Source organism: Erythrobacter sp. F6033 (assembly GCF_023016005.1).
Classification (GTDB): Bacteria; Pseudomonadota; Alphaproteobacteria; order Sphingomonadales; family Sphingomonadaceae; genus Erythrobacter.
In genome coordinates, this window is the sequence record NZ_JALKAZ010000002.1 from 463,801 (window position 1) to 484,291 (window position 20,491).

21 protein-coding genes and 1 tRNA gene are annotated in these 20,491 nt (G+C 58.3%); 14 read left to right on the top strand and 8 right to left on the bottom strand.

The window, feature by feature from the left end; translation table 11 throughout:
• Positions 1–5: 5 nt before the first annotated feature.
• Genes MWU39_RS14355 through MWU39_RS14370 form a run of 4 tightly spaced genes read right to left on the bottom strand, consistent with a single transcriptional unit; the run spans position 6 to position 2,482 of the window.
• Entirely contained in the window at positions 6–1,085 is a 1,080-nt protein-coding gene (locus tag MWU39_RS14355; RefSeq protein WP_247161026.1) for a 5-(carboxyamino)imidazole ribonucleotide synthase, read from the bottom strand.
• Positions 1,085–1,579 (bottom strand): 5-(carboxyamino)imidazole ribonucleotide mutase, encoded by a 495-nt coding sequence (gene purE / locus MWU39_RS14360; protein ID WP_247161028.1) that lies wholly within the window; start codon positions 1,577–1,579, stop codon positions 1,085–1,087. The genes MWU39_RS14355 and purE overlap by 1 nt, the downstream gene beginning before the upstream one ends.
• A 14-nt stretch (positions 1,580–1,593) precedes the next feature.
• Positions 1,594–2,280: a 2,3-diphosphoglycerate-dependent phosphoglycerate mutase gene (gene gpmA, locus MWU39_RS14365; protein WP_247161029.1), complete on the bottom strand. Its 687-nt coding sequence runs from the start codon at positions 2,278–2,280 to the stop codon at positions 1,594–1,596.
• 52 nt (positions 2,281–2,332) lie between these two features.
• Positions 2,333–2,482: a hypothetical protein gene (locus MWU39_RS14370; protein ID WP_247161030.1), complete on the bottom strand. Its 150-nt coding sequence runs from the start codon at positions 2,480–2,482 to the stop codon at positions 2,333–2,335.
• 90 nt (positions 2,483–2,572) lie between these two features.
• On the opposite strand from MWU39_RS14370, the gene MWU39_RS14375 reads away from it, so the two are divergent.
• Positions 2,573–2,647, top strand: a tRNA-Thr gene (locus MWU39_RS14375).
• 66 nt (positions 2,648–2,713) lie between these two features.
• Here the strand turns inward: MWU39_RS14375 and MWU39_RS14380 are convergent.
• Positions 2,714–3,466, bottom strand: coding sequence for an SDR family NAD(P)-dependent oxidoreductase (locus tag MWU39_RS14380; protein ID WP_247161031.1), 753 nt, complete (start codon positions 3,464–3,466; stop codon positions 2,714–2,716).
• A gap of 113 nt (positions 3,467–3,579) precedes the next feature.
• Here MWU39_RS14380 and MWU39_RS14385 point away from each other — a divergent pair, with 113 nt between their 5' ends.
• From MWU39_RS14385 to MWU39_RS14395, 3 genes are read left to right on the top strand one after another with little or no spacing between them, the layout of a single operon-like run.
• Complete coding sequence (locus MWU39_RS14385; protein WP_247161032.1) at positions 3,580–4,749, top strand: acyl-CoA dehydrogenase family protein; 1,170 nt, start codon at positions 3,580–3,582, stop codon at positions 4,747–4,749.
• A gap of 48 nt (positions 4,750–4,797) precedes the next feature.
• Entirely contained in the window at positions 4,798–5,325 is a 528-nt protein-coding gene (locus MWU39_RS14390) for a PH domain-containing protein (protein WP_247161034.1), read from the top strand.
• Positions 5,322–6,866 carry a PH domain-containing protein gene (locus tag MWU39_RS14395; RefSeq protein WP_247161036.1) on the top strand — a complete coding sequence of 515 codons (1,545 nt, stop codon included), beginning with the start codon at positions 5,322–5,324 and terminating at the stop codon, positions 6,864–6,866. Before MWU39_RS14390 ends, MWU39_RS14395 begins: the two co-directional genes overlap by 4 nt.
• Here MWU39_RS14395 and MWU39_RS14400 read toward each other — a convergent pair.
• Positions 6,863–7,165 carry a GNAT family N-acetyltransferase gene (locus tag MWU39_RS14400; RefSeq protein WP_247161037.1) on the bottom strand — a complete coding sequence of 101 codons (303 nt, stop codon included), beginning with the start codon at positions 7,163–7,165 and terminating at the stop codon, positions 6,863–6,865. The genes MWU39_RS14395 and MWU39_RS14400 overlap by 4 nt on opposite strands.
• Positions 7,166–7,217: 52 nt before the next feature.
• Between MWU39_RS14400 and MWU39_RS14405 the strand changes: the two genes are divergently transcribed.
• The gene (locus MWU39_RS14405) at positions 7,218–8,216 is read left to right on the top strand and encodes a beta-eliminating lyase-related protein (protein ID WP_247161039.1); all 999 of its coding nucleotides are present in this window, start codon (positions 7,218–7,220) and stop codon (positions 8,214–8,216) included.
• 17 nt (positions 8,217–8,233) lie between these two features.
• Positions 8,234–9,133: a DMT family transporter gene (locus MWU39_RS14410; protein ID WP_247161124.1), complete on the top strand. Its 900-nt coding sequence runs from the start codon at positions 8,234–8,236 to the stop codon at positions 9,131–9,133.
• Here MWU39_RS14410 and MWU39_RS14415 read toward each other — a convergent pair.
• A complete protein-coding gene (locus MWU39_RS14415; RefSeq protein WP_247161041.1) occupies positions 9,110–9,898 on the bottom strand; it encodes an SDR family NAD(P)-dependent oxidoreductase in 789 nt (262 codons plus the stop codon). The two genes, MWU39_RS14410 and MWU39_RS14415, sit on opposite strands and share 24 nt — an antisense overlap.
• A gap of 53 nt (positions 9,899–9,951) precedes the next feature.
• Between MWU39_RS14415 and pepN the strand changes: the two genes are divergently transcribed.
• From pepN to MWU39_RS14455, 8 genes are all read left to right on the top strand, one after another.
• Complete coding sequence (pepN, locus tag MWU39_RS14420) at positions 9,952–12,618, top strand: aminopeptidase N (RefSeq protein WP_247161047.1); 2,667 nt, start codon at positions 9,952–9,954, stop codon at positions 12,616–12,618.
• 8 nt (positions 12,619–12,626) lie between these two features.
• Complete coding sequence (pgeF, locus tag MWU39_RS14425; RefSeq protein ID WP_247161049.1) at positions 12,627–13,391, top strand: peptidoglycan editing factor PgeF; 765 nt, start codon at positions 12,627–12,629, stop codon at positions 13,389–13,391.
• A gap of 252 nt (positions 13,392–13,643) precedes the next feature.
• Positions 13,644–14,216, top strand: a complete 573-nt coding sequence (gene petA / locus MWU39_RS14430; RefSeq protein ID WP_247161051.1) for a ubiquinol-cytochrome c reductase iron-sulfur subunit — start codon at positions 13,644–13,646, stop codon at positions 14,214–14,216.
• 55 nt (positions 14,217–14,271) lie between these two features.
• Positions 14,272–15,573 (top strand): cytochrome b/b6, encoded by a 1,302-nt coding sequence (locus tag MWU39_RS14435; RefSeq protein WP_247161053.1) that lies wholly within the window; start codon positions 14,272–14,274, stop codon positions 15,571–15,573.
• 51 nt (positions 15,574–15,624) lie between these two features.
• Positions 15,625–16,488 carry a cytochrome c1 gene (locus tag MWU39_RS14440; RefSeq protein ID WP_247161055.1) on the top strand — a complete coding sequence of 288 codons (864 nt, stop codon included), beginning with the start codon at positions 15,625–15,627 and terminating at the stop codon, positions 16,486–16,488.
• Between the two features lie 97 nt (positions 16,489–16,585).
• A complete protein-coding gene (locus MWU39_RS14445; RefSeq protein WP_247161057.1) occupies positions 16,586–17,137 on the top strand; it encodes an adenine phosphoribosyltransferase in 552 nt (183 codons plus the stop codon).
• Positions 17,138–17,223: 86 nt separating this feature from the next.
• On the top strand, positions 17,224–19,140 hold the full coding sequence (locus MWU39_RS14450) for a sodium:proton antiporter (RefSeq protein WP_247161059.1): 1,917 nt from the start codon (positions 17,224–17,226) through the stop codon (positions 19,138–19,140).
• Positions 19,141–19,160: 20 nt separating this feature from the next.
• The gene (locus MWU39_RS14455) at positions 19,161–19,754 is read left to right on the top strand and encodes an OmpA family protein (protein WP_247161061.1); all 594 of its coding nucleotides are present in this window, start codon (positions 19,161–19,163) and stop codon (positions 19,752–19,754) included.
• On the opposite strand, the gene MWU39_RS14460 is transcribed toward MWU39_RS14455, so the two are convergent.
• Positions 19,751–20,491: a 3'(2'),5'-bisphosphate nucleotidase CysQ gene (locus MWU39_RS14460; RefSeq protein ID WP_247161063.1), complete on the bottom strand. Its 741-nt coding sequence runs from the start codon at positions 20,489–20,491 to the stop codon at positions 19,751–19,753. The two genes, MWU39_RS14455 and MWU39_RS14460, sit on opposite strands and share 4 nt — an antisense overlap.

The window sequence follows — 20,491 nt, forward strand, 5'->3', positions numbered from 1 at the left end:
CAGGCTCAGGGCGCTTCGTGGCTTACCCGCGTTACATGGCCCATCTTGCGCCCGTCGCGCGCCTCGCGTTTGCCATAGAGATGCAAATGCGGCTCGCCCTCTTCGGTCAGCATTTGATGCGCGGTGAGAGCATCTTCGCCGACGATATTGCGCATATCGACGCTCGCAAAGCGGGTCGCTGTGCCGCCCAATGGCAGGTCAGCAATGGCACGGATATGGTTTTCGAACTGGCTCGTCGCGGAGGCCTCAATAGTCCAATGCCCCGAGTTATGAACGCGCGGGGCCATTTCGTTGAAGATTGGGCCAGACTTGGTCGCGAAAAATTCGAGGGTCAGCACCCCGACATAGCGCAATGCCTCAGCGGTTTTGGCAGCGATGGCCCGCGCTTCTTCGACTTGCGCTTCGACAAGCTCGCCCGCTGGCAGAACGGAATGCACCAACATGCCGCCCTCGTGCGTGTTGGCCGAACTGTCCCAGAACCGAACCTCTCCATCGCGCGAACGCACGAGGATCACCGAAAATTCGGTCTCGAAATTGACCATGCCTTCGTAAATACAAGTGCGGCCCGGGAAGCGCACGCCTTCCGCCTCATGCGCGGACATGATCCGCCACTGGCCTTTGCCGTCATAGCCATCGCGTGCAGTTTTGAGGATGCCGGGCGACCCGACGCGGTCAATAGCGCGCGCCAAATCGTCATCGCTGTCGACCCGGGCATAAGGCGCGCATTTCGCGCCGAGCAGTTCGACGAATTGCTTTTCGTTAAGCCGGTCTTGGGCGATGCCAAGGGCCTTTGGATGCGGCGCGAGCAGGTTTTCCGGGATTGCTTCGACCGCGGACAGCGGAACGTTTTCGAACTCCCACGTCACCACATCGCATCGTGAAGCAAACGCCGCCAGGGCCTCTTTTTCGCCCCAGCCATTCTCGAAAAAGTCATCGCAGGCAGACGCTGCGACATTATCGCCCGCTGGCGCATAGCCGATCACGCGGTAGCCAAGCTGGATCGCGGCCATCGCCATCATCCGGCCCAGTTGGCCGCCGCCAAGAATGCCGATGGTCGAACCGGGAGGGAGGGGTGCCGTGCCCATCAGTCGACGGGCGTTTCTGCGACGTCGGCACTGCGCGCGGCACGCCAATCTTGAAGCCGCTGCGAAAGATCATCATCGGATAGTGCGAGGATCGCAGCGGCCATTAGGCCCGCGTTCTTCGCGCCCGCTTCGCCAATCGCCAAGGTGCCGACCGGAATGCCGCCGGGCATTTGCGCAATCGACAACAGACTGTCCCATCCAGAAAGCGCCTTGGACTGAACGGGTACACCCAAAACGGGCAAGTGCGTCATCGCGGCGATCATACCGGGAAGGTGGGCGGCGCCTCCTGCGCCAGCAATGATCACATCGAACCCTTCGCCTTCCGCGCCTTTGGCAAAAGCACTCATCCGGTCGGGTGTGCGGTGGGCCGAAACGATGCGCGCCTCATGCTCGACTTCAAGCTCGCTCAAAACCTCGCAGGCGAGCTTCATGGTTGGCCAGTCGGACTGGCTGCCCATCACGATTGCGACTTTTGCGCCCCCATCTTTTGGCATCCGCCCCGTGTCCCTCAGCTGTCTTTCAGATAGTACCGTTCGCCCGGCACCATATTGTCATCGAAATCATAAATGATCGGCTGTCCGGTCGGGATTTCCAAACCGGTAATGTCGTCGTCGGAAATGCCTGACAGGTGTTTCACTAGTGCTCGCAGCGAATTGCCATGTGCTGAAATGATGACTGTTTCGCCGCTGGCCAGCACTGGCAAGATGTCGCTTTCCCAATAGGGCAGGACGCGCTCGATCGTGAGTTTGAGGCTTTCGGTGTAAGGCACATCGATGCCCTCATATCGCGGATCAGCGCCGGGATCATATTCGCTGCCCGGCTCCATCGGCGGCGGCGGTGTGTCAAAACTGCGGCGCCAGATGTGCACTTGCTCATCGCCGTGCTTGTCGCGCGTTTCCTGTTTGTTGAGACCGGTAAGCCCGCCATAGTGCCGCTCGTTCAGGCGCCAATCCTTCGTAACCGGAAGCCACAGCCGCCCCGCTTCGCCGAGCGCCAGATTGAGCGTTTTGATCGCGCGGGTTTGGAGTGAGGTGAAGCAAGTCGTCGGCAAGACGCCTTTGTCTTTCATCAAAGCGCCTGCGGCTTTGGCCTCTTCGATACCCTTCTCTGTCAGGTCGACATCCCACCAGCCGGTGAATCGGTTTTCAAGGTTCCACAGGCTCTGACCGTGGCGAACAAGAATAAGCTTAGGCATTTTTTCTCCGGTCGAGCGGGCGGTTGCGCCCGTTGCAAATCACAAAGAGGCACTAGCCCCCGGCTTCGTCCTTGGAAACCCTGTTATCGTCCGATTCGCTCTGGATTGCGCGCCCTTGCGCCTTTCGCCGCCGCAGGTTTTCGCGCAGTTTCGCCGCCAAGCGCTCCTCGCGCGACAGATTCTTGCTTGTCTCTTCATTCATGCGCAACCCATTGCCGTTAAGTGCGCGATGGTTCAAGGATGGCTTGACAAGACGCGCTGCCCCAACGATAGGCGCGCGTCTCGAAAGAGGGCCGCGGTAGCTCAGTGGTAGAGCGCGTCATTGGTAATGACGAGGCCGAGAGTTCAATTCTCTCTCGTGGCACCATTTCTTTTTATTTTGGTTTCCGTATCCCAGCCGGGATGCGATGTCCGCCCCCGGTGGTTCTGGGCGTTATAAAGATTGCCCATCATCGAGCACAAAATCGGCCCCGGTTACAAATTCTGCTGCGTCGGAGCATAGGAAAAGCAGGGGGCCGTCCAGTCCTTCCTGGCCCATCAACCGGCGCTTTGGGAAACGATTGATCTGTTTCTGGCCATGTTCGGTATCAAACCATTCATCGTTTATGGCCGTGCGGATGTAGCCGGGCGAGATAGTGTTCACGCAGATCCCAGCGCGCGCCCATTCTTTGGCCATACTGCGCGCAGCTTGCACTACGCCCGCTTTGCTGGCGGAATAGGCGACAAGGCCCGGTGAGGGCTCGAACGCTGTAATCGAAGCGATCATCACAATCCGGCCATTGGGCACGCCAGCGGCGATCATCCGTTTCGCGCCTTCGCGGGCGGTGAGGATCGCGCCCTTTAGATTGATCGAAAGCGTCCGTTCGATTTCTTCTTCGCTGGTTTCGGTTGCCATACCTGCTCCGTCTATTCCGGCATTGGCGACCACGGTGTTGATCGTTCCGAAGCCGTCCTCAGCGGCGTCGAAACCCGCTATGATGTCGGCTTCGCGACCGACGTCCATCTCTACTGCACAGGCCTGCGCCCCAATCTCGTCTGCCAAAGCTGTGAGCCGGTCTTTGCGCCGTGCGCCAAGCGCAACATTCGCCCCGTTTGCTGCCAAAATGCGCCCAAATCGTGAGCCAAGGCCCGAAGACGCGCCGGTGATGAGCGCATTGCGCCCGCTAAGATCAACTGAAAGTGTCATGGATCGCTTCCTAAAGACACAGCACGCTTCGCGTCGATAGCTTTCGCACTTCACGCGGCTCATCCAAATGCGCTAGGCCAGCGGCAATCTTGGCTAGAAATGTAAGGGCCCTCATGCATTTTCAACTGACTGACGAGCAGCGCGATCTGCAGGAAACCGCTCGCAAATTTGCCCGCGCGGAATTGCCGGATCTCGCCCGAGATATGGAAGACAAGGACTATCCCGTCCCGCATGATATGCTGCGCACTTATGGCGAGATGGGTTTTCTCGGCGTCAATTTACCCGAGCAATATGGTGGGTTGGGACTGGGTCATATCGAGGCGCTGTTGGTGCTTGAAGAATTCGCGCAGATATCCAACGCTGTCGCTTTTCCGGTGTTCGAAGCGCTGACCGGCCCGGTGCGGACCATTGAGCGGTTTGGCTCTGATGAAATGAAGGCAAAGATCCTTCCCGAAGTCATCAAAGGTGAGAAAATCGTCGCTGTGTCGATGTCCGAGCCGGATGCAGGCACCGCTTTGACCGACCTCAAGACCAAAGCAGTCGCTGATGGCAACGGCTATGTCGTGAATGGCTACAAACGCTGGACCAGCGGCGGCGGGCATTCGGATTATTACGTCACCTATTGCCGGTTCAATGATGACGAAGGCGCGAAGGGCATCGGCGCGATCCTTCTCGAAAAAGATATGGAAGGCATGGAGTTCGGCAAGCGTGAGGAGCTGATGGGCTTTCGCGGAATACCGACTGCCGACTATGCCATCGACAATGTGAAAGTGCCCGGCGAAAACGTCATCATCGGCGCTGGCGGATTTGGCAAATTGATGAGCGCGTTCGGGCTGGAGCGCTGCGGCAACGCGACGCAAAGCTTGGCCGTGGCTGCGGCGGCTCTGGAGCAGGCGCTAGCATACACCCAGGAGCGCGAAGCGTTCGGCAAGCCGATAGTCGATTTTCAGGCGGTGCAGTTAAAGCTCGCCGAAATGGCAATGAAGGTGGAGGCGGCGCGCCTGCTCATCCACCGCGCGGCAGTCAACGCGTCCAGTAACGAAGATGCTCTGCCAAGCGTCTACGAAAGCTCGGTCGCCAAATGCTATGCGAATGAAATTGTACGCGAAGTCACCGCGCTCGGGATGCAGGTGATGGGCGGTTACGGCTACCACAAAGACTATGGCATGGAGCAGCGCCTGCGCGATGCCTATGCGTGGGGCATCGCGGGCGGAGCCATTGATGTGCAAAAGACGAATATCGCCGCGGCGATGATCGGGCGGCGGTTTAATCAGCGCAAATAGAGCGCTTTGCGCTTGCGCAGGCTCGCTGTGTTGCTCATGTAAGGCGGTATGGAAGAGACCGCATCTGAACCAACCACGCCTATCATAGCCAAGAAATTGGCTGATGAAGCAGAGCTCACGCAGCTCCACCCGAACTACAAAACCGCACTGCGTGTCACGGCGACGCTCACATCAATCCCGTTTGTAATCGGCGCGCTGGTGCTTGAAGGGGCGCTGCAGGGGGAATCGCCGCTGCCTTTTGGTGTCATCATCGGCGTTGTCGTCTTCCTTGCATTGATCTTCATCATCCGCTTGCCATCGCGCCGCTATGCCGCGCGTGGGTATCAGATCAGCGCCGACCGGCTGCGCGTGGTGCGCGGCATATTGTGGCGTTCCGACACGGTTGTCCCATTCGGCAGGGTCCAGCATATCGATGTGGACCAAGGGCCGCTCGACCGGTTTTTCGATATTGCCACTTTGACGTTGCACACCGCAGGCAATCACAACGCATCGGTTCATTTGCCCGGCCTCGGCCATGAGCTGGCGACCGAGATGCGTGAGGAAATCCGCGCGCATATCAAACAGGAAAGCATGTGACCGAGCCGTCGCCTACACAAAGCGCCGGCCAACGAACCGCGCCATTGAGTGTTCTGGTCGGCGCGCTGGCTGGCATCAGGAACGCGATCTTTCCAGCGGTGGCCGCGACATTCGGCACCGGTATGAGCGGCTGGGGCCTGTATATCGGCTTTGGTATCGGATTGCTGATCGTCCTTATTGGCGCGATTGCCAGCTACGTAAGCTGGAGACGCCTGACCTACACAATCGGCGCATCGGATATCCGGGTGGAAAGCGGTGTGTTGAGCCGCGCGGCGCGCTCCGTTCCTTATGAGCGAATCCAGGATGTCAGCCTTGAGCAGAAATTGCTCCCGCGTCTTCTGGGCTTGGTCGCGGTGAAGTTTGAAACCGGCGCAGGCGGCGGTGAGGATTTAAGCCTCACCTATCTCACCGAAGAGGCTGGCGAAGAGATGCGTCAGCTTGTGCGGGAACGCCGCGATTCTGCTGATGAAACCGCGATGGCTGAAAATACGGGCGACGCAACCGAGCGCGAACCGGAACCTGAAGACGAAGCCATATTCGCGATGGGTCCGGGCCGTTTGTTCAAATTCGGCCTGTTCGAGTTTTCGCTCGCAGTTTTCGCTGTGCTTGCTGGCTTGGCGCAATATGCGGACGGATTTATCGAGATTGGCGATGCCATCGATATGGCTGGTGGGTGGTTTAGCGACCGCGGCGAAGAAGTCGCTGCACTCAGCATGAGCGTGCAAGTGTTCAGCGCACTCGCAGGATTATTTGCTGTCTTCATCGTCGGCTCTGCGACCGGAATGATCCGCGTTTTCACCCGCGAATGGGGGTTCCTGCTTGAGCGCACGGCGCGCGGATTTCGGCGGCGGCGCGGGTTGTTTACGAAAACCGATGTGGTGATGCCCATTCACCGCGTTCAGGCGCTTACCATCGGCACTCGTATGATCCGGTATAGGTTCGGCTGGCATAATTTGAAATTTGTCAGCCTTGCGCAGGATGCTGGTTCCTCCAATCACGTTGTCGCGCCGTTTGCGCGTATGGACGAGATTGCGACGGTGGTCGCAACCGCTGGTTTCCACCTTCCTGATGAAGCCGCCGATTGGCACCGCGCGAGTGAAGCGTATCGCACGGACAGCATGATCATCGATTCGCTGTTCTTTGTGCTCGCCGCAATCGTTGCAGGCACTGTGCTCGCGATCGTTAATCCCGACTGGTTCACATTGGTCGTCGCGATATTGCTCACTCTCGCCGCGATCTCGGCGGGCGCGGCGCTGTATTCGTGGCAATTCAAGCGGCACACTCTCGACGCAACGCAGATCATGGCCCGCGATGGCATTCTATCCCCCAGCAGCAAGATCGCGACCCGAACCAAGCTGCATTCGGTAGAAGTCGCTCAAGGGCCGATTGCAAGGCGCCGCGGCTATGCGACGCTGCATTTCGGGCTTGCTGGCGGAGAGTTTTCGATTCCCGGCATCCCCGTTGAGCGCGCCCGCAAAGTGCGCAGCGAAGTGCTGGAAACGATAGTCGCTACCGACTTTTCAGAACTCGAAAGCGCTTAAGCTCTGAGGTCTGCCCAGTCAGGGTTCTTGTCGAATTTTCTGGCGACATACGAGCATTGCGGGACGATCTTGAACCCGTGCTCGCGCGCATCCGCGATAAGCCGTTTGACCAGCTGCGCTGCTATCCCGCGCCCGCCGATTTCCGGCGGCACGATGGTGTGGGTCGCAACGCGGACGCCTTCTCCTGCTGGTTCCCAATCGAGGTGGCCAGTGTGTTCTTCCCCGGCGATTTCGGCGACATACCGCCCTCCATGGCCGCGTGCGTGGTGGGTGATGGTGGTTTCGTCTGATGCGCTCATTGTGTCAGCTCCTGCTTGCCAGATTATTATGGACCATTAGAGGCGTTGGGTCATGACAAAGTTCCTCTCCGACAATGCAGCCCCTGTCCATCCGAAGGTGTGGGAGGCGATGCGCGTGGCCGATGAAGCCGACAATCCGTATGACGGCGATGCGCATTCGGCGCAGCTGGACGAACGGTTTACCGATCTATTCGGACGCGAATGCGCTGGGCTTTGGGTCGCCACCGGAACAGCGGCGAATTGTCTTGCTCTCGGAACTATGGTGCACCCGCATGGCGCAGTGGTGTGTCACGAAGAGGCTCATATTGAAGTGGATGAAGGCGGCGCGCCGGGCTTTTACCTTCACGGTGCAAAGCTGATGCTGGCGGGCGGTGAAGGCGCTAAGGTGACGCCGGAGGGCATTGCCGCTCTGATCGATCCGATCCGTGATGATGTGCATCAGGTGCAGCCGCATGCCATCGCGATCACGCAGGCCAGCGAATATGGCCGGACATACGCGCCTAAGGAAATTGCCGCGCTTTCAGCTTTCGCCAAGAAGCGGGGACTGGGCCTTCATATGGACGGTGCGCGCTTTGCCAATTCGGCAGCGTTCTTGGGCGGGTCAGCAGCCAATGCTGCGGGCAATGTCGACAGCCTCGCATTCGGCTTTATCAAGAATGGCGGAATGAGCGCGGAGGCGGTTGTGCTGTTCGACCCCGAGCAAGCCGCGCAGGTCAAATACCGCCGCAAGCGGGCGGGTCATTTGCAATGCAAAGGTCGTTATCTCGCCGCTCAAATTCTCGCGATGCTCCATGGTGATCTGTGGCTCGAAAATGCGCGCCATGCCAATGCAGCGGCGCAGGATATTGCGAGCGGTTGCACAGAGCGTTTGATGCACGCGGTCGAGGCGAACGAGCTGTTTGTGCGGCTCTCGCCCGAAGAGCGCGAGGCGCTGCGCAGCCAAGGTTTCGAATTCTACGATTGGGGCGACGATGCCGCTCGTTTTGTAACGGCCTGGAACACCCGCGCCGAGGATGCGAGCGCGCTGGGCAAGGCAATCGCCAGCCTGTGAGCATTGCCCAAACGCCCATGCTGAGCTGGCGGGTTATCCTGCCATTTATCCTCACCGGTTCGATCTGGGGATCGACGTGGTTTGTCATCACCGGGCAGATCGACGGAGTGCCCGCAGCGTGGTCGGTATTTTACCGCTTCGCGCTGGCGACCCCTGCGCTATTTCTGGTCGCGTTCCTGATGAAACGTCGACTGATCCTGACGCGGCCCGAACACAAGCTCGCCGCGCTGGTGGGCATATTCCAGTTCAGCGGTAACTTCCTCTTTGTCTATCATGCAGAGCTGTATGTGACGTCGGGCATTGTGGCGATGATGTTTGGCTTGCTGATGGTGCCCAACGCGCTGTTCGGGCGGGTGTTTCTGGGCGAGAAAGTCCAAAGCGGTTTTATGATCGGCAGCGCTGTGGCGATCGTCGGTGTGCTTCTGCTGCTCGTGCATGAATGGCGCGCCAATCCGAATGCGGGTGTTGTCGGCGGCAACGTTGCGCTGGGCATCGGGCTAGCGTTTCTGGGCATTCTCGCGGCGTCGCTTGCCAATGTGATCCAGGCCAATCCCACTGGACGCGCTGTGCCGATGGTTAGCCTGCTTGCTTGGGCGATGCTTTACGGCACGGTCTTCGATCTAGGGTTTGCATTCCTGACGGCTGGCCCGCCGCCCGTTCCGACAAGCGGCACCTATTGGGCGGGCATCGTCTATCTCGCGCTGATCGGTTCAGTGGTGACATTCCCGCTGCATTACAATCTGGTGCGCGAGATCGGCGCGGGACGCACGGCCTATAATTCGATCCTGACAATCTCTGTCGCCATGGCGATTTCGACCCTGTTCGAAGACTACCGCTGGACCGCGCTGACTATCGGCGGAATGGTGCTGGCGGTGATCGGAATGGTTGTCGCTTTAAGAGCCAAGCAGCGCCGCTAGCCCCTCAACATAGGTCGGATACTTCGGCTCCCAGCCGAGAACACGTTTTGCCTTGCCATTGGCGACGCGGCGGTTCTCTGAATAGAATCCGAGCGCCATTTTGGACAGATTGGCTTCCTCCAATGTTTGCAATGGCGGCGGCTCCAACCCCAATAACTGGCAAGCATGCTCCGTCACCGCGTTTCCGCTGGCTGGGAGGTCGTCGCCCAGATTGTATGCCCCTGCAGGCGCATCGCCGGTAAGCGCCGCGACCACGCCGCTTGCAATGTCATTAACATGCACGCGGCTGAAAACCTGACCCGGCATATCGATCCGCCGCGCTTTGCTGTCTTGCACGCGATCCAGCGCGCTGCGGCCCGGACCGTAAATGCCCGGCAGGCGAAACACTCGCGCTCCCAATTCCACCCAAAGAGCATCCGCATCTGACCGCGCACTGCGCCGGCCCGTTCCTGTAGGGGACGTTTCGTCGACCCAGGCGCCTTTCTGGTCCCCGTAGACCCCCGTTGAGGAGAGGTAGCCATACCACGCCTCTCCGAAGTCCCGCCCATAAGTATCGAGCACCGGATCAAGGCCGCTTTTGCGATCAGGCGGGACGGAGGAAAGAACGTGGGTGGCTTTACCCAAGGCGGTCTTCACCGCCGCAGCGTCAGCAAAATCGACATCGCCGTCGCTGCCGGTTGCGCTGACATCCCAGCCGCGTTTTCGCATTGCTGCTGCGATCCGCTTTGCGGTGTAGCCAAGGCCGAAAATCAACAAATGTGCCATGTAGCGAACCATGCTGCTGGACTGGCGCGCAAATCAACCTAAATCATCACGCCATGGACATCGCAACGACACCGACAAACCCCGAAGGCAACCCTGAACTGGCGGATGCCGCCCCTTCGCCGGCAGAGCCGCCGGTAATCCTCCGCAAGGATTACACGCCGTTTCCATGGCGGGTGCCGCAGACAAAGTTGGCCTTCGGCCTCGGCGTTGAGACGACAAAGGTGGTGGCTACGCTAAACGTCGAACGCAATCCCGATGCCGAGGCGACGCAGGAACTCCGCCTCAACGGTGACAGTCTGAAAGCGGATGCGGTTTTGATCGATGGCGAACCTGCTGCTGATTGGACCATGGACGGCCCCGACCTGGTCGTCACGCTTCCGGGCAAAAGCCACGAAGTCACTATCGAGACCACTATCGATCCAAGCGCGAACACGACCCTGATGGGTCTCTATGCTTCAAATGGAATGCTCTGCACCCAGTGTGAGGCCGAGGGTTTCCGCCGGATCACGTTCTTCCCTGATCGCCCTGATGTCCTGTCGACCTACACGGTGCGAATGGAAGGGCCGAAAGATCAGTTCCCGATCCTGCTGTGCAACGGCAACAACACGGCCTCTGGTGATGGTGAGAACGGAACGCATTGGGCCGAATGGCATGACCCATGGCCAAAGCCTTCCTATCTTTTCGCGCTGGTCGCGGGCGATCTAGTGGCGAATTCGGGCACATTCACGACGATGAATGGCCGAGTGGTCGAATTGAATGTCTGGGTCCGCGCAGAAGACTTGCCGCGCACCGATCACGCGGTTGAGTCGCTCAAGAAATCAATGAAGTGGGACGAAGAGACATTCGGGCGCGAATACGATCTTGACCTCTACAACATCGTTGCCGTCAGCGATTTCAATATGGGCGCTATGGAGAATAAGGGTCTGAATGTCTTCAACACGAAGTACGTTCTGGCTGACACCGACACCGCGACCGATGCGGATTTCGACGCGGTCGAAGGTGTGATTGCGCATGAGTATTTCCACAATTGGTCGGGCAACCGGATCACCTGCCGTGACTGGTTCCAGCTGAGCCTGAAAGAAGGCTTCACCGTTCTGCGCGATCAGCTGTTCAGTCAGGATATGCAGGGCGAGGCTGTGAAGCGGATCGAGGATGTGCGCATCCTGCGAGCGGCGCAATTCCCCGAAGATGCGGGGCCGCTGGCGCACCCAATCCGGCCCGATAGCTACCGCGAGATCAGCAACTTTTACACCGCGACAGTCTATAACAAGGGCGCCGAAGTTATCCGCATGATGCGCACCATGGCGGGCGAGGAAAAGTTCCGCGCTGGCACCGATCTCTATTTCGACCGGCACGATGGCGAAGCCGCGACGTGCGAAGACTTCATCACCGCTATCGAAGACGGTGCGGGGCTTGAGCTTGCGCAATTCCGCCGCTGGTATCGTCAGGCGGGCACGCCGCGTGTCGAGGTCAGTCAGGAACTGGCCGGTGACGGTCTGGCGGTGACACTCAAACAGACAGTGCCGCCCACGCCGGGGCAGGATGTGAAAGGCGCGATGCCCATTCCGCTGCGCGTCGCGGTCCATTGCCGTGAGACAGGCGCGATTGGCGCGGAGCAGCTCATAGTGCTCACAGGTGATGAAGAGAGGTTCACTCTTCCTCTCTCCGGCCCTGTGCCGGTGCTGTCGATCAATCGCGGCTTTACCGCGCCAGTTGTGATCGAGCGCGATCTGGAGCGCGATGATCTTGTCTTCCTCGCGGCATCCGATGATGATCCTTTCGCGCGCTATGAAGCGATGCAGGAACTCGTTGTGAAACATCTGGTTGCGGCTGCCAGCGGTGATTTGGATGAAGCAGGCCGCGCGGCTGGGAAAACCGCAATCGGCGATGCGATGCGCGCGATTGTGACGGATGGCGATCTGGACGACAGCATGCGCGGCGAGCTGATGACGCTGCCAAGCGAGACCTATCTGTTCGAGGCAATGGCAACCGGCAATCGCAAGGCCGATCCCGGCGCAATCCACAATGAGCGCGAGCAGTTGAAGGCGGCGATTGGTTTCACGCTTAAGCGCGAGCTTGAAAGCCTTTATGCCCGCGTTGTCGATGTTTCCTTTGACGATCCCGCCGGACGCGGTGCGCGCAAAGTGAAGTCGATCATCGCCGGTATCTTCGCTGCCAGCGATCCTGAACGGGCTGCGATTATGGCCGCACGCCAGTTTGACGAGGCGGACAATATGACCGACCGCCAAGGCGCGCTGATGGTGCTGTGCGGCCTTGAAACGCCAGCCCGCGCAGAGCGGCTTGCCGCGTTCTACGATCGCTATCAATCGAATGCGCTGGTGGTCGACAAATGGTTCACGCTTCAGGCGCTATCGCTGCATGGTGATGTGCAAGAGCATGTGAAGGCGTTGGCCGAGCATCCTGATTTCACCATGAGCAACCCGAACCGTGTTCGCTCGCTCTACATGGCCTTTGCGGGCAATCCGCAGGGTTTCCATGCTGTCGATGGCTCGGGCTATAAACTGATCGCCGACGTGATCCTCGCGCTTGATCCAATCAATCCGCAAACGGCGGCGCGATTTGTCCCGGCGCTTGGCCGTTGGAGGCGGATCGAATCGGTTCGCGCCGGCCTGATGAAAGCGGAACTAGAACGGATCAGCCGGGCCGAAGGGCTATCGCGCGATACGTTCGAGCAAGTCACACGATCTCTCGAAGGCTAAGGCGGTTCATGGCGGCTGATCCGGCACCGTTCGACATTACCACGGCGGCCGCGCTTGATCGCGTGCCGCACGGTTTTTTCGGCAGCAGCGGCGGCGCACATCAATTCGGTTATGGCGGTGACGGTGAGGCCGAGCATATCCGCAAGACCCGCGCGATGGCTGCCAATGCCATTGTTACTGACGGACATGTCGTAACCCCGCATCAGGTCCACTCGCCAGATGTAGTTACTGTCACAGAGGCATGGGAAGACTCGGTCGCCGGCCGCCCCGTCGCAGACGCTTTGGTCACCGCTCAGCGTGGCATCGTGCTTGGTATAGTGACCGCGGATTGTGCCCCTGTCCTTTTTGCAGACGCACAAGCGGGGATCGTTGGTGCGGCTCATGCCGGATGGCGCGGCGCACATGGCGGCGTTATCGAAAACACCGTCGCAGCGATGGAGGCACTTGGCGCAAACCGGGCCAACATCGCCTGCGCAATCGGTCCTACGATTGCGCAGGCGAGTTATGAGGTGGACGAGGCGTTCCTCGCGCACTTTACCGATGGCGACGCGGTGCATTTCACGCCTGCTCCGGAAAGGGAGGGGAAACCAAGATGGCAATTTGATTTACCATCCTACTGCATCGCCCGTTTGACGGCATCGGGTGTCGGAATCGTGGAGAACATTGCCCGCGATACCTACGGCGAATCTGCGCGTTACTACTCTTATCGCCGCGCAACGCAGCGCAATGAGGCCAATTATGGGCGGCAAATCAGTATGATCTCGGTCGGTTGATCCGTTGCAGGAACGCTACGGCACTCGGTTCTTGCACCAAAGTGAACAATCAGTGCTCAAAACACGGTTGGATTTCGCCGCGTTTCTGTCTATTGGCGCGGCGAGCCGGAACGTATAAGCGACCAAAGGTCTTCGGTTTTTAACTTTCAGGGGATGTCGTATGCGACGCATTCTCCGATTGGATAAACAGTTTAACTTCAATCCCGCGTTGGCGAAGCGTCAATCGTGGGCACACTAGCAAGGTAAGGCAAGATGGCTGAAACAAGCGGAGCCGGAACTGTAGAAAGCACTGCTGACGCAGGCGAAGAAGGCGTACGTCGCCGCGATTGGATCCATATCGCGGCGCTGGGTACTGCCGGAGTTGGCGGAGCATCGGTGATCTTTCCGCTGGTTAGCCAGATGGCTCCTACGGCTGACGTTTTGGCTGCAAGCACGACCGAAGTTGATGTTTCTCAAGTTCAGGTCGGCCAGTCGATCAAATCGGTTTTCCGCGATCAGCCGCTCTTCATCAAGCGTTTGACGCCTGAAGAAATTGCAGCGGCCAATGAAGTTGATGCAGGATCACTGCGTGACCCGGAGACTCTTGCCGATCGTACGCAAGAAGGCCACGAAGACATTCTGGTCACGATGGGCGTTTGCACCCACCTCGGCTGCGTGCCTCTAGGCGCTGCCGAGGGCGAGAACAAAGGCGAATTTGGCGGCTATTATTGCCCGTGTCATGGTTCGCACTACGATACCGCCGGCCGCATTCGCAAAGGCCCTGCGCCAACCAACCTTACCGTTCCTGATTACGCATTCAACGGCGATGTCATCCGCGTCGGCTGATGTTGCGCAGTTGATACGAACACACTGATTTCACGCTGAGAACCGAGAGACCATTATGAGTTTTGCCTGGGCCAAGCAGTACGAACCGAAAAGCGACTTCACCAAGTGGATTGACGAGAAGCTGCCTTTGCCGCGCCTCGTCTACAACGCAATTGGTGCGGGCTATCCGGTTCCGCGCAACCTCAACTATATGTGGAATTTCGGCGTGCTCGCCGGTTTCTGCCTTGTGCTGCAAATCGTCACCGGCGTCATACTGGCGATGCACTATGCTTCGAACACCGAAGTTGCCTTCGGTCAGGTTGAGCACATCATGCGCAACGTAAACTGGGGCTGGATGATGCGGTATGCGCACGCCAACGGCGCCAGCTTCTTCTTCATCGTGATCTATCTGCACATCTTCCGTGGCCTGTATTATTCGTCGTACAAGGCACCGCGCGAAATGATCTGGCTGCTCGGTGTGGTCATCTTCCTGCTTATGATGGCGACCGCCTTTATGGGGTACGTCCTGCCATGGGGTCAGATGAGCTTCTGGGGCGCGAAAGTGATCACCGGCCTGTTCGGCGCGATCCCGTTCATTGGTGAGCCGCTGCAGGTTTGGCTCGTCGGTGGCTATGCCCCGAACGATTCAACCCTGAACCGCTTCTTCTCGCTGCACTTCCTGCTGCCATTTGTGATTGCTGGTGTGGTTATCCTCCACATCTGGGCGCTGCACATTCCGGGTTCGTCGAACCCGACTGGCGTCGAAGTGAAGAAGGAAAGCGACACTGTTCCGTTCCACCCGTATTACACGGCGAAAGACGGCTTTGGCCTTGGCGTGTTCCTGATCGCGTTCACCTTTATGGTGTTCTTCCTGCCGAACTTCTTGGGCCACCCGGACAACTACATCGAAGCCAACCCGCTTTCGACACCGGCGCACATCGTTCCGGAATGGTACTTCCTGCCGTTCTACGCGATCTTGCGTGCCTTCACAGGCGATTTGACAATCCCGTTCACGGGCATCGTATTGGTGCAGGCCAAGCTGCTTGGTGTGATTGCAATGTTCGGTTCGATCCTGGTCTGGTTCTTCCTGCCATGGCTCGATAAGAGCCCAGTGCGTTCGGGCCACTACCGCCCGATGTTCAAGAAGTTCTTCTGGTTTGGCCTGATCCCGACAATGATCGTCCTTACGATCTGCGGCGGTGCACCGGCTGAAGAGCCATATGTTCTGCTGAGCCAGATCTTTACGGCGTACTATTTCATGCATTTCCTGGTGATCTTGCCGATCATCAGTCAGATCGAAGTGCCCAAGCCATTGCCGTTTTCGATTACCGAAGCGGTCCTTGGTTCGGATGAAGAACCCGCCGCGCAGCCCGCGTAAACACACGGTCACGCCCATTTTACTGACCCGATAACGAGAAAGAGTTAGGTCATGACAATCCGTCTAGCAGGCATTCTGGCAGGTATCGGCATCACCGCCGTGCTGGTCTTCTGGTCGCTGGTTCCCGGCGTAGTCAATCTGGTTTCCGGCCCTCCAGCCGAAAAGTCAGCGTATTACGTATTCAAGGAAAAACCGGTCGCGCCTGAAGGCGGTTTCTCTTTCGCAGGCCCGGTTGGCAAATGGGACTACGCTCAGCTGCAGCGTGGCTATTCCATCTACAAGCAGGTCTGTTCAGCGTGCCACGGGCTGAAATATGTCGCTTTCCGCAACCTTGAGGAACTCGGCTATAGCGAAGAGCAAGTTCGCGCAGAGGCGGCGACCTGGCCCGTTCCGGGCATCGATCCTAACACTGGCGAAGCAGTCCTTCGTCCCGGCTTGCCGACAGATTACTTCCCGAACCCGTATCCGAACAACGTTGCCGCAGCGGCTGCAAACAACAATGCGATCCCGCCTGATCTTACGTTGATGACGAAAGCGCGCAAAGACGGTTCGAACTATGTGTATTCGCTGCTGAACGGCTATGTTGAGCCCGATCCCGAAAAGCTCGCGGCGGCTGAAGCGAACGGCTTTGAAACGCCAGAGGGTCTGTATTTCAACCCATGGTTTGAAAACGTAAACTTGGCGATGGCACCGCAGCTTGTCGAAGGCGCGATTACTTATGATGACGGAACCGAAGCAACCGTGCCTCAGATGTCAGCCGACATCGCGGCGTTCCTGACTTGGACGGCTGAACCGACCTTGATCAAGCGGAAGCAGACCGGTTGGGCAGTCATCCTGTTCCTGCTGTTTGCCACCAGCCTTGCTTACATGTCGTACAAACAGGTTTGGGCTGGCCAGAAGCCAAAGAAAAAGTAAGCACTCTATCTGAGTGATGCATCCAAACGCCTCGGTGTTCCTCGTGGATACCGGGGCGTTTTGCTTTGTTCACGCGCGCCTTTGAAGGGAATTCCAAATGACTGCCGAGCCGCTTTCGCCTGATGAACTGAAAGCGCTGGTGCGTACGGTGCCTGATTTTCCCGAACCCGGTATTCAATTCCGCGATATCACCACTTTGATTGGCCATCCCAAGGGTATGGCCTCAAGCGTCCGCCACCTTGCCGCTTTTGCAAGAGCATGTGGAGCCCAGAAAATCGCGGGTATGGAAGCGCGTGGTTTTATCTTCGGCGCCGCTGTGGCGGTCCAGCTGGGCGTAGGGTTTATTCCTGTCCGCAAGCCCGGCAAACTCCCGATCAAGACTATCGGCATTGACTACGCGCTTGAATACGGGACCGACCGGCTAGAGGTTGATCCCGGCGCGATCGGCGACGGCGAAAGAATCGTCATTGTTGACGATCTCATTGCAACAGGCGGTACCGCTCTCGCCACAGCACAATTGCTGCGCGATGCAGGCGCTGTTGTTGACGATGCTCTCTTTGTGATCGACTTGCCGGATCTCGGCGGAGCGTCGAAACTTCGCGAGGCAGGCGTTGGAGTTCAAGCACTTATGGAATTTGAGGGCGACTAGTGCTGTAAAGTCTGTAAATACGTTGCAGTGCCAGTAGCGCACGACGTCTGGATCTGTTGCAAGAGCGCGGGGAAGCTGAAGAAAGCATGGAATCGCAAGCGCTTGTTATTGCCACTATTGGTGTTCTCGGTGTCGGGGCGCAATGGATTGCCTGGCGCACAGGCTGGCCAGCGATTGTGCTGATGCTTGCCGCAGGTTTCCTTGCGGGGCCTGTCGCTGGTGAGCTCGGATTTCGGCTTTTGGATCCAGAGGCGGCGTTTGGCGATTTGCTTGACCCGGCGATCGGTATTGGCGTCGCGCTTATCCTGTTCGAAGGCGGTTTGAGCCTTGATCTGAGAGAATTGCGCCATTCGGGCAGCGCTGTGTGGAGGTTGGCGACCATTGGCGTCGTTGTCGGATGGGCGCTCGGCGCGCTCGCTGCCAGCCAAATTGCGGGGCTTGCATGGCCGGTGGCCGTGCTGTTCGGAGGAATCCTGATCGTCACCGGTCCCACGGTCGTGATCCCGTTACTACGACAGGCCAAAGTGCAGGCACGCCCCAATTCGATCCTGAAATGGGAAGGGATCGTAAACGATCCAACCGGCGCCCTGTGTGCCGTCATCGCCTATGAATATTTCCGCCGTGTCGCTGAAAGCCCCAATGCTTCATTGGCTGAGGTGGTCCCGCCATTGATCATCGCCGCAATTCTGGCAGGGTTGATTGGCTATGCCGCCGCGCGCTTTATCGCATACGCTTTTCCGCGCGGAGCAATCCCGGAATATCTAAAGGTCCCCGTTCTCTTCATCACCGTGATTTTCGTGTTTGTTCTTACCAACAAGATCGAACACGAAGCCGGCCTTGTCGCAGTGACAGTGATGGGCATCACGCTCGCAAACACCGGCTTTTCCAGCATCAGATCAATCCATCCGTTCAAGGAAAACGTCGCCGTTCTGCTCGTTTCGGGCATCTTCATTTTGCTATCGGCGAGTTTGAGCTGGAGTGACTTGGTTTATCTCGATCCGACAACCGAAGTCGGTTTGCGGTTCGTGTTGTTCCTGCTGGCACTGCTGTTCTTGGTCCGACCGCTAACAGTCTTGATCAGTCTGCTCGGTTCGGATGTCCCGTGGAACGAGCGGCTGTTTGTTGCCTGGATCGCTCCCCGAGGCATCGTTCTTGTCGCTATTTCGGGCCTCTTCGCGCTTCGCCTCGCTGATTTGGGGTATAGCGATGGGCAGGTGCTTACCGCCCTAAGCTTTGCGGTTGTGGTGACGACGGTCATTGCTCACGGCTTCAGCATCAATTTGGTCGCCAAATGGCTTAAGGTAAAAGGCACTTCGCGACCGGGGCTGCTCATTGTCGGTTCGACCCCTTGGACAATCGCTTTGGCCAAAGAAATGCAGGCGTTGAAGACACCGGTGATGGTGGTTGATTCCAGTTGGCAACGCCTAGGCGCTGCGCGGCGCGAAGGTCTCCCATTTTATCACGGCGAGATCCTGAATGAGGCGACCGAGCACAACCTCGACCTTGCACCGTTCCAGGTGCTCGTCGCGGCCACCGATAACGAGGCGTATAATGCGCTTGTATGCAATGAATTTGCCCACGAAATTGGCCGCGACAGCGTCTACCAGCTTGGCGAAAGCGGTGACGAGGACGACAAACACGCATTGCCCGAAAGCATTCGCGGAAGAGCGCTGTTCGAAAGCGGGTTCGGCGTCACCGATGTGAGCGAGCGCCAGCAAGAAGGCTGGGTGTTCCGCAAAACCAAACTGTCTGATGAGTTTGATTTTGAAAAAGCGCAGGAAACAATGCCTGACAGTGCAAATGTCCTTTTGTTGGTGCGGAGCGGCGGCAATTTGCGCTTTTTCACGCATGCCGCTCGGCCAGAACCGCGCGCAGGCGACACCGTAATCTCGTTCACACCGGCGCAGCAGATGACGCCCGAGGAACAAGTGGCCAAACGCGCGGCGAAAGAGGCCGGCAAGACCAAGAATGAACCGACACAAGCAAAGCCGCAGGCAACATGATCACTTCAAACGAGATACTGATGAGAATCACCGCACCAATTCTTGCCTTGGGTTTGTTCGCCGCGCTTGGTGCTTGCAGCAATCAGACAAATGATGCTCCGGCCGATGGCGATCCCGCCGCGAGTGAGGCCACACCCAGCGTAGATGCGCCAGTCTCGATTCTGCGCCCTGATGTTGAACAGCCGGAATTGCCAGCGGAGTTGTTGGAGCCTCTCAACGTGACAATCGGATTTCCATCTGGCGGGGATGAGATTGACATAGCGGCCAGCGCTGCTCTTGAGGAGGTACTTGCCTCTGAACAGGTGGCAGATGGTGGGTTGATAACCTTACGTGCCCATAGCGACGCCGCCGGTAGCGATGCCGTGAACCTGCGCGCTTCCCAGCTTCGCGGTGACGCTGTCAGGGATTGGCTGATAGAAAAAGGCGTCGCCGAAGACCGCGTTAAAGTGATTGCTTTCGGCGAACAAAATCCGACTGAACCCAATGCTAAGCCAGATGGTTCTGCCAATGACGCAGGACGTGCGGCAAATCGGCGTGTTGAGGTGGAAGTGTCAGTGATTGAACCTGACGGAGCAGAAGCTCAGGCGAGCTCCCAACCTGCCACAATCGACTAGCTATCCATAGATCTGACGAGGCCGAGTATCTGGTCCGCATATTCGGGGCGGCAGATTAGGAGGTCAGGTAGAAAAGGATCGGCCCTGTTGTAGCGAATGGGCGAACCATCGATCCGTGAACAATGCAGCCCATGGGCAGCGGCAACCGCGACGGGCGCGCAGCTGTCCCACTCATACTGCCCGCCCGAATGCAGATACACTTCCGCTTCACCGCGCACGACAGCCATCGCTTTTGCGCCCGCACTGCCCATGCCGACCAGCTCGCCGCCCATCGCCTCGGCAACGGCAACGGCTTCTTTTGCAGGGCGTGTGCGGCTGACTAGAAAACGAGGCGCGTGGGCCGGTTCTGGCAGCGTGCCCAACCGATCTGTGCGGACAACAGTTCCGCCATCGAGGTCGGGCAAAGCCACCGCGCCAATTTTTGCCACACCGCCGACTGATAGGCCAACATGCACAGCCCAATCGCTGCGCTGTTCGCCGTATTCGCGGGTCCCGTCGACAGGATCAACAATCCAGACCCGCTCCTGAGCAAGGCGGTCAGAATTGTCCTTTTCTTCTTCGGACAGCAAACCGTCTTCGGGCCGCTGCGCGCGCAGAGCGTTGCAAAGGAATTCATTGGCTGTTGCATCACCAGCTTTGCCCAGCGCCTTGCCTTCGAACATCCTGCTTTCGCGGACTTCGATCAGAATGCGGCCTGCCACCTCGGCAAGGTGGGCGGCCAGTTCGGCGTCGGTCAT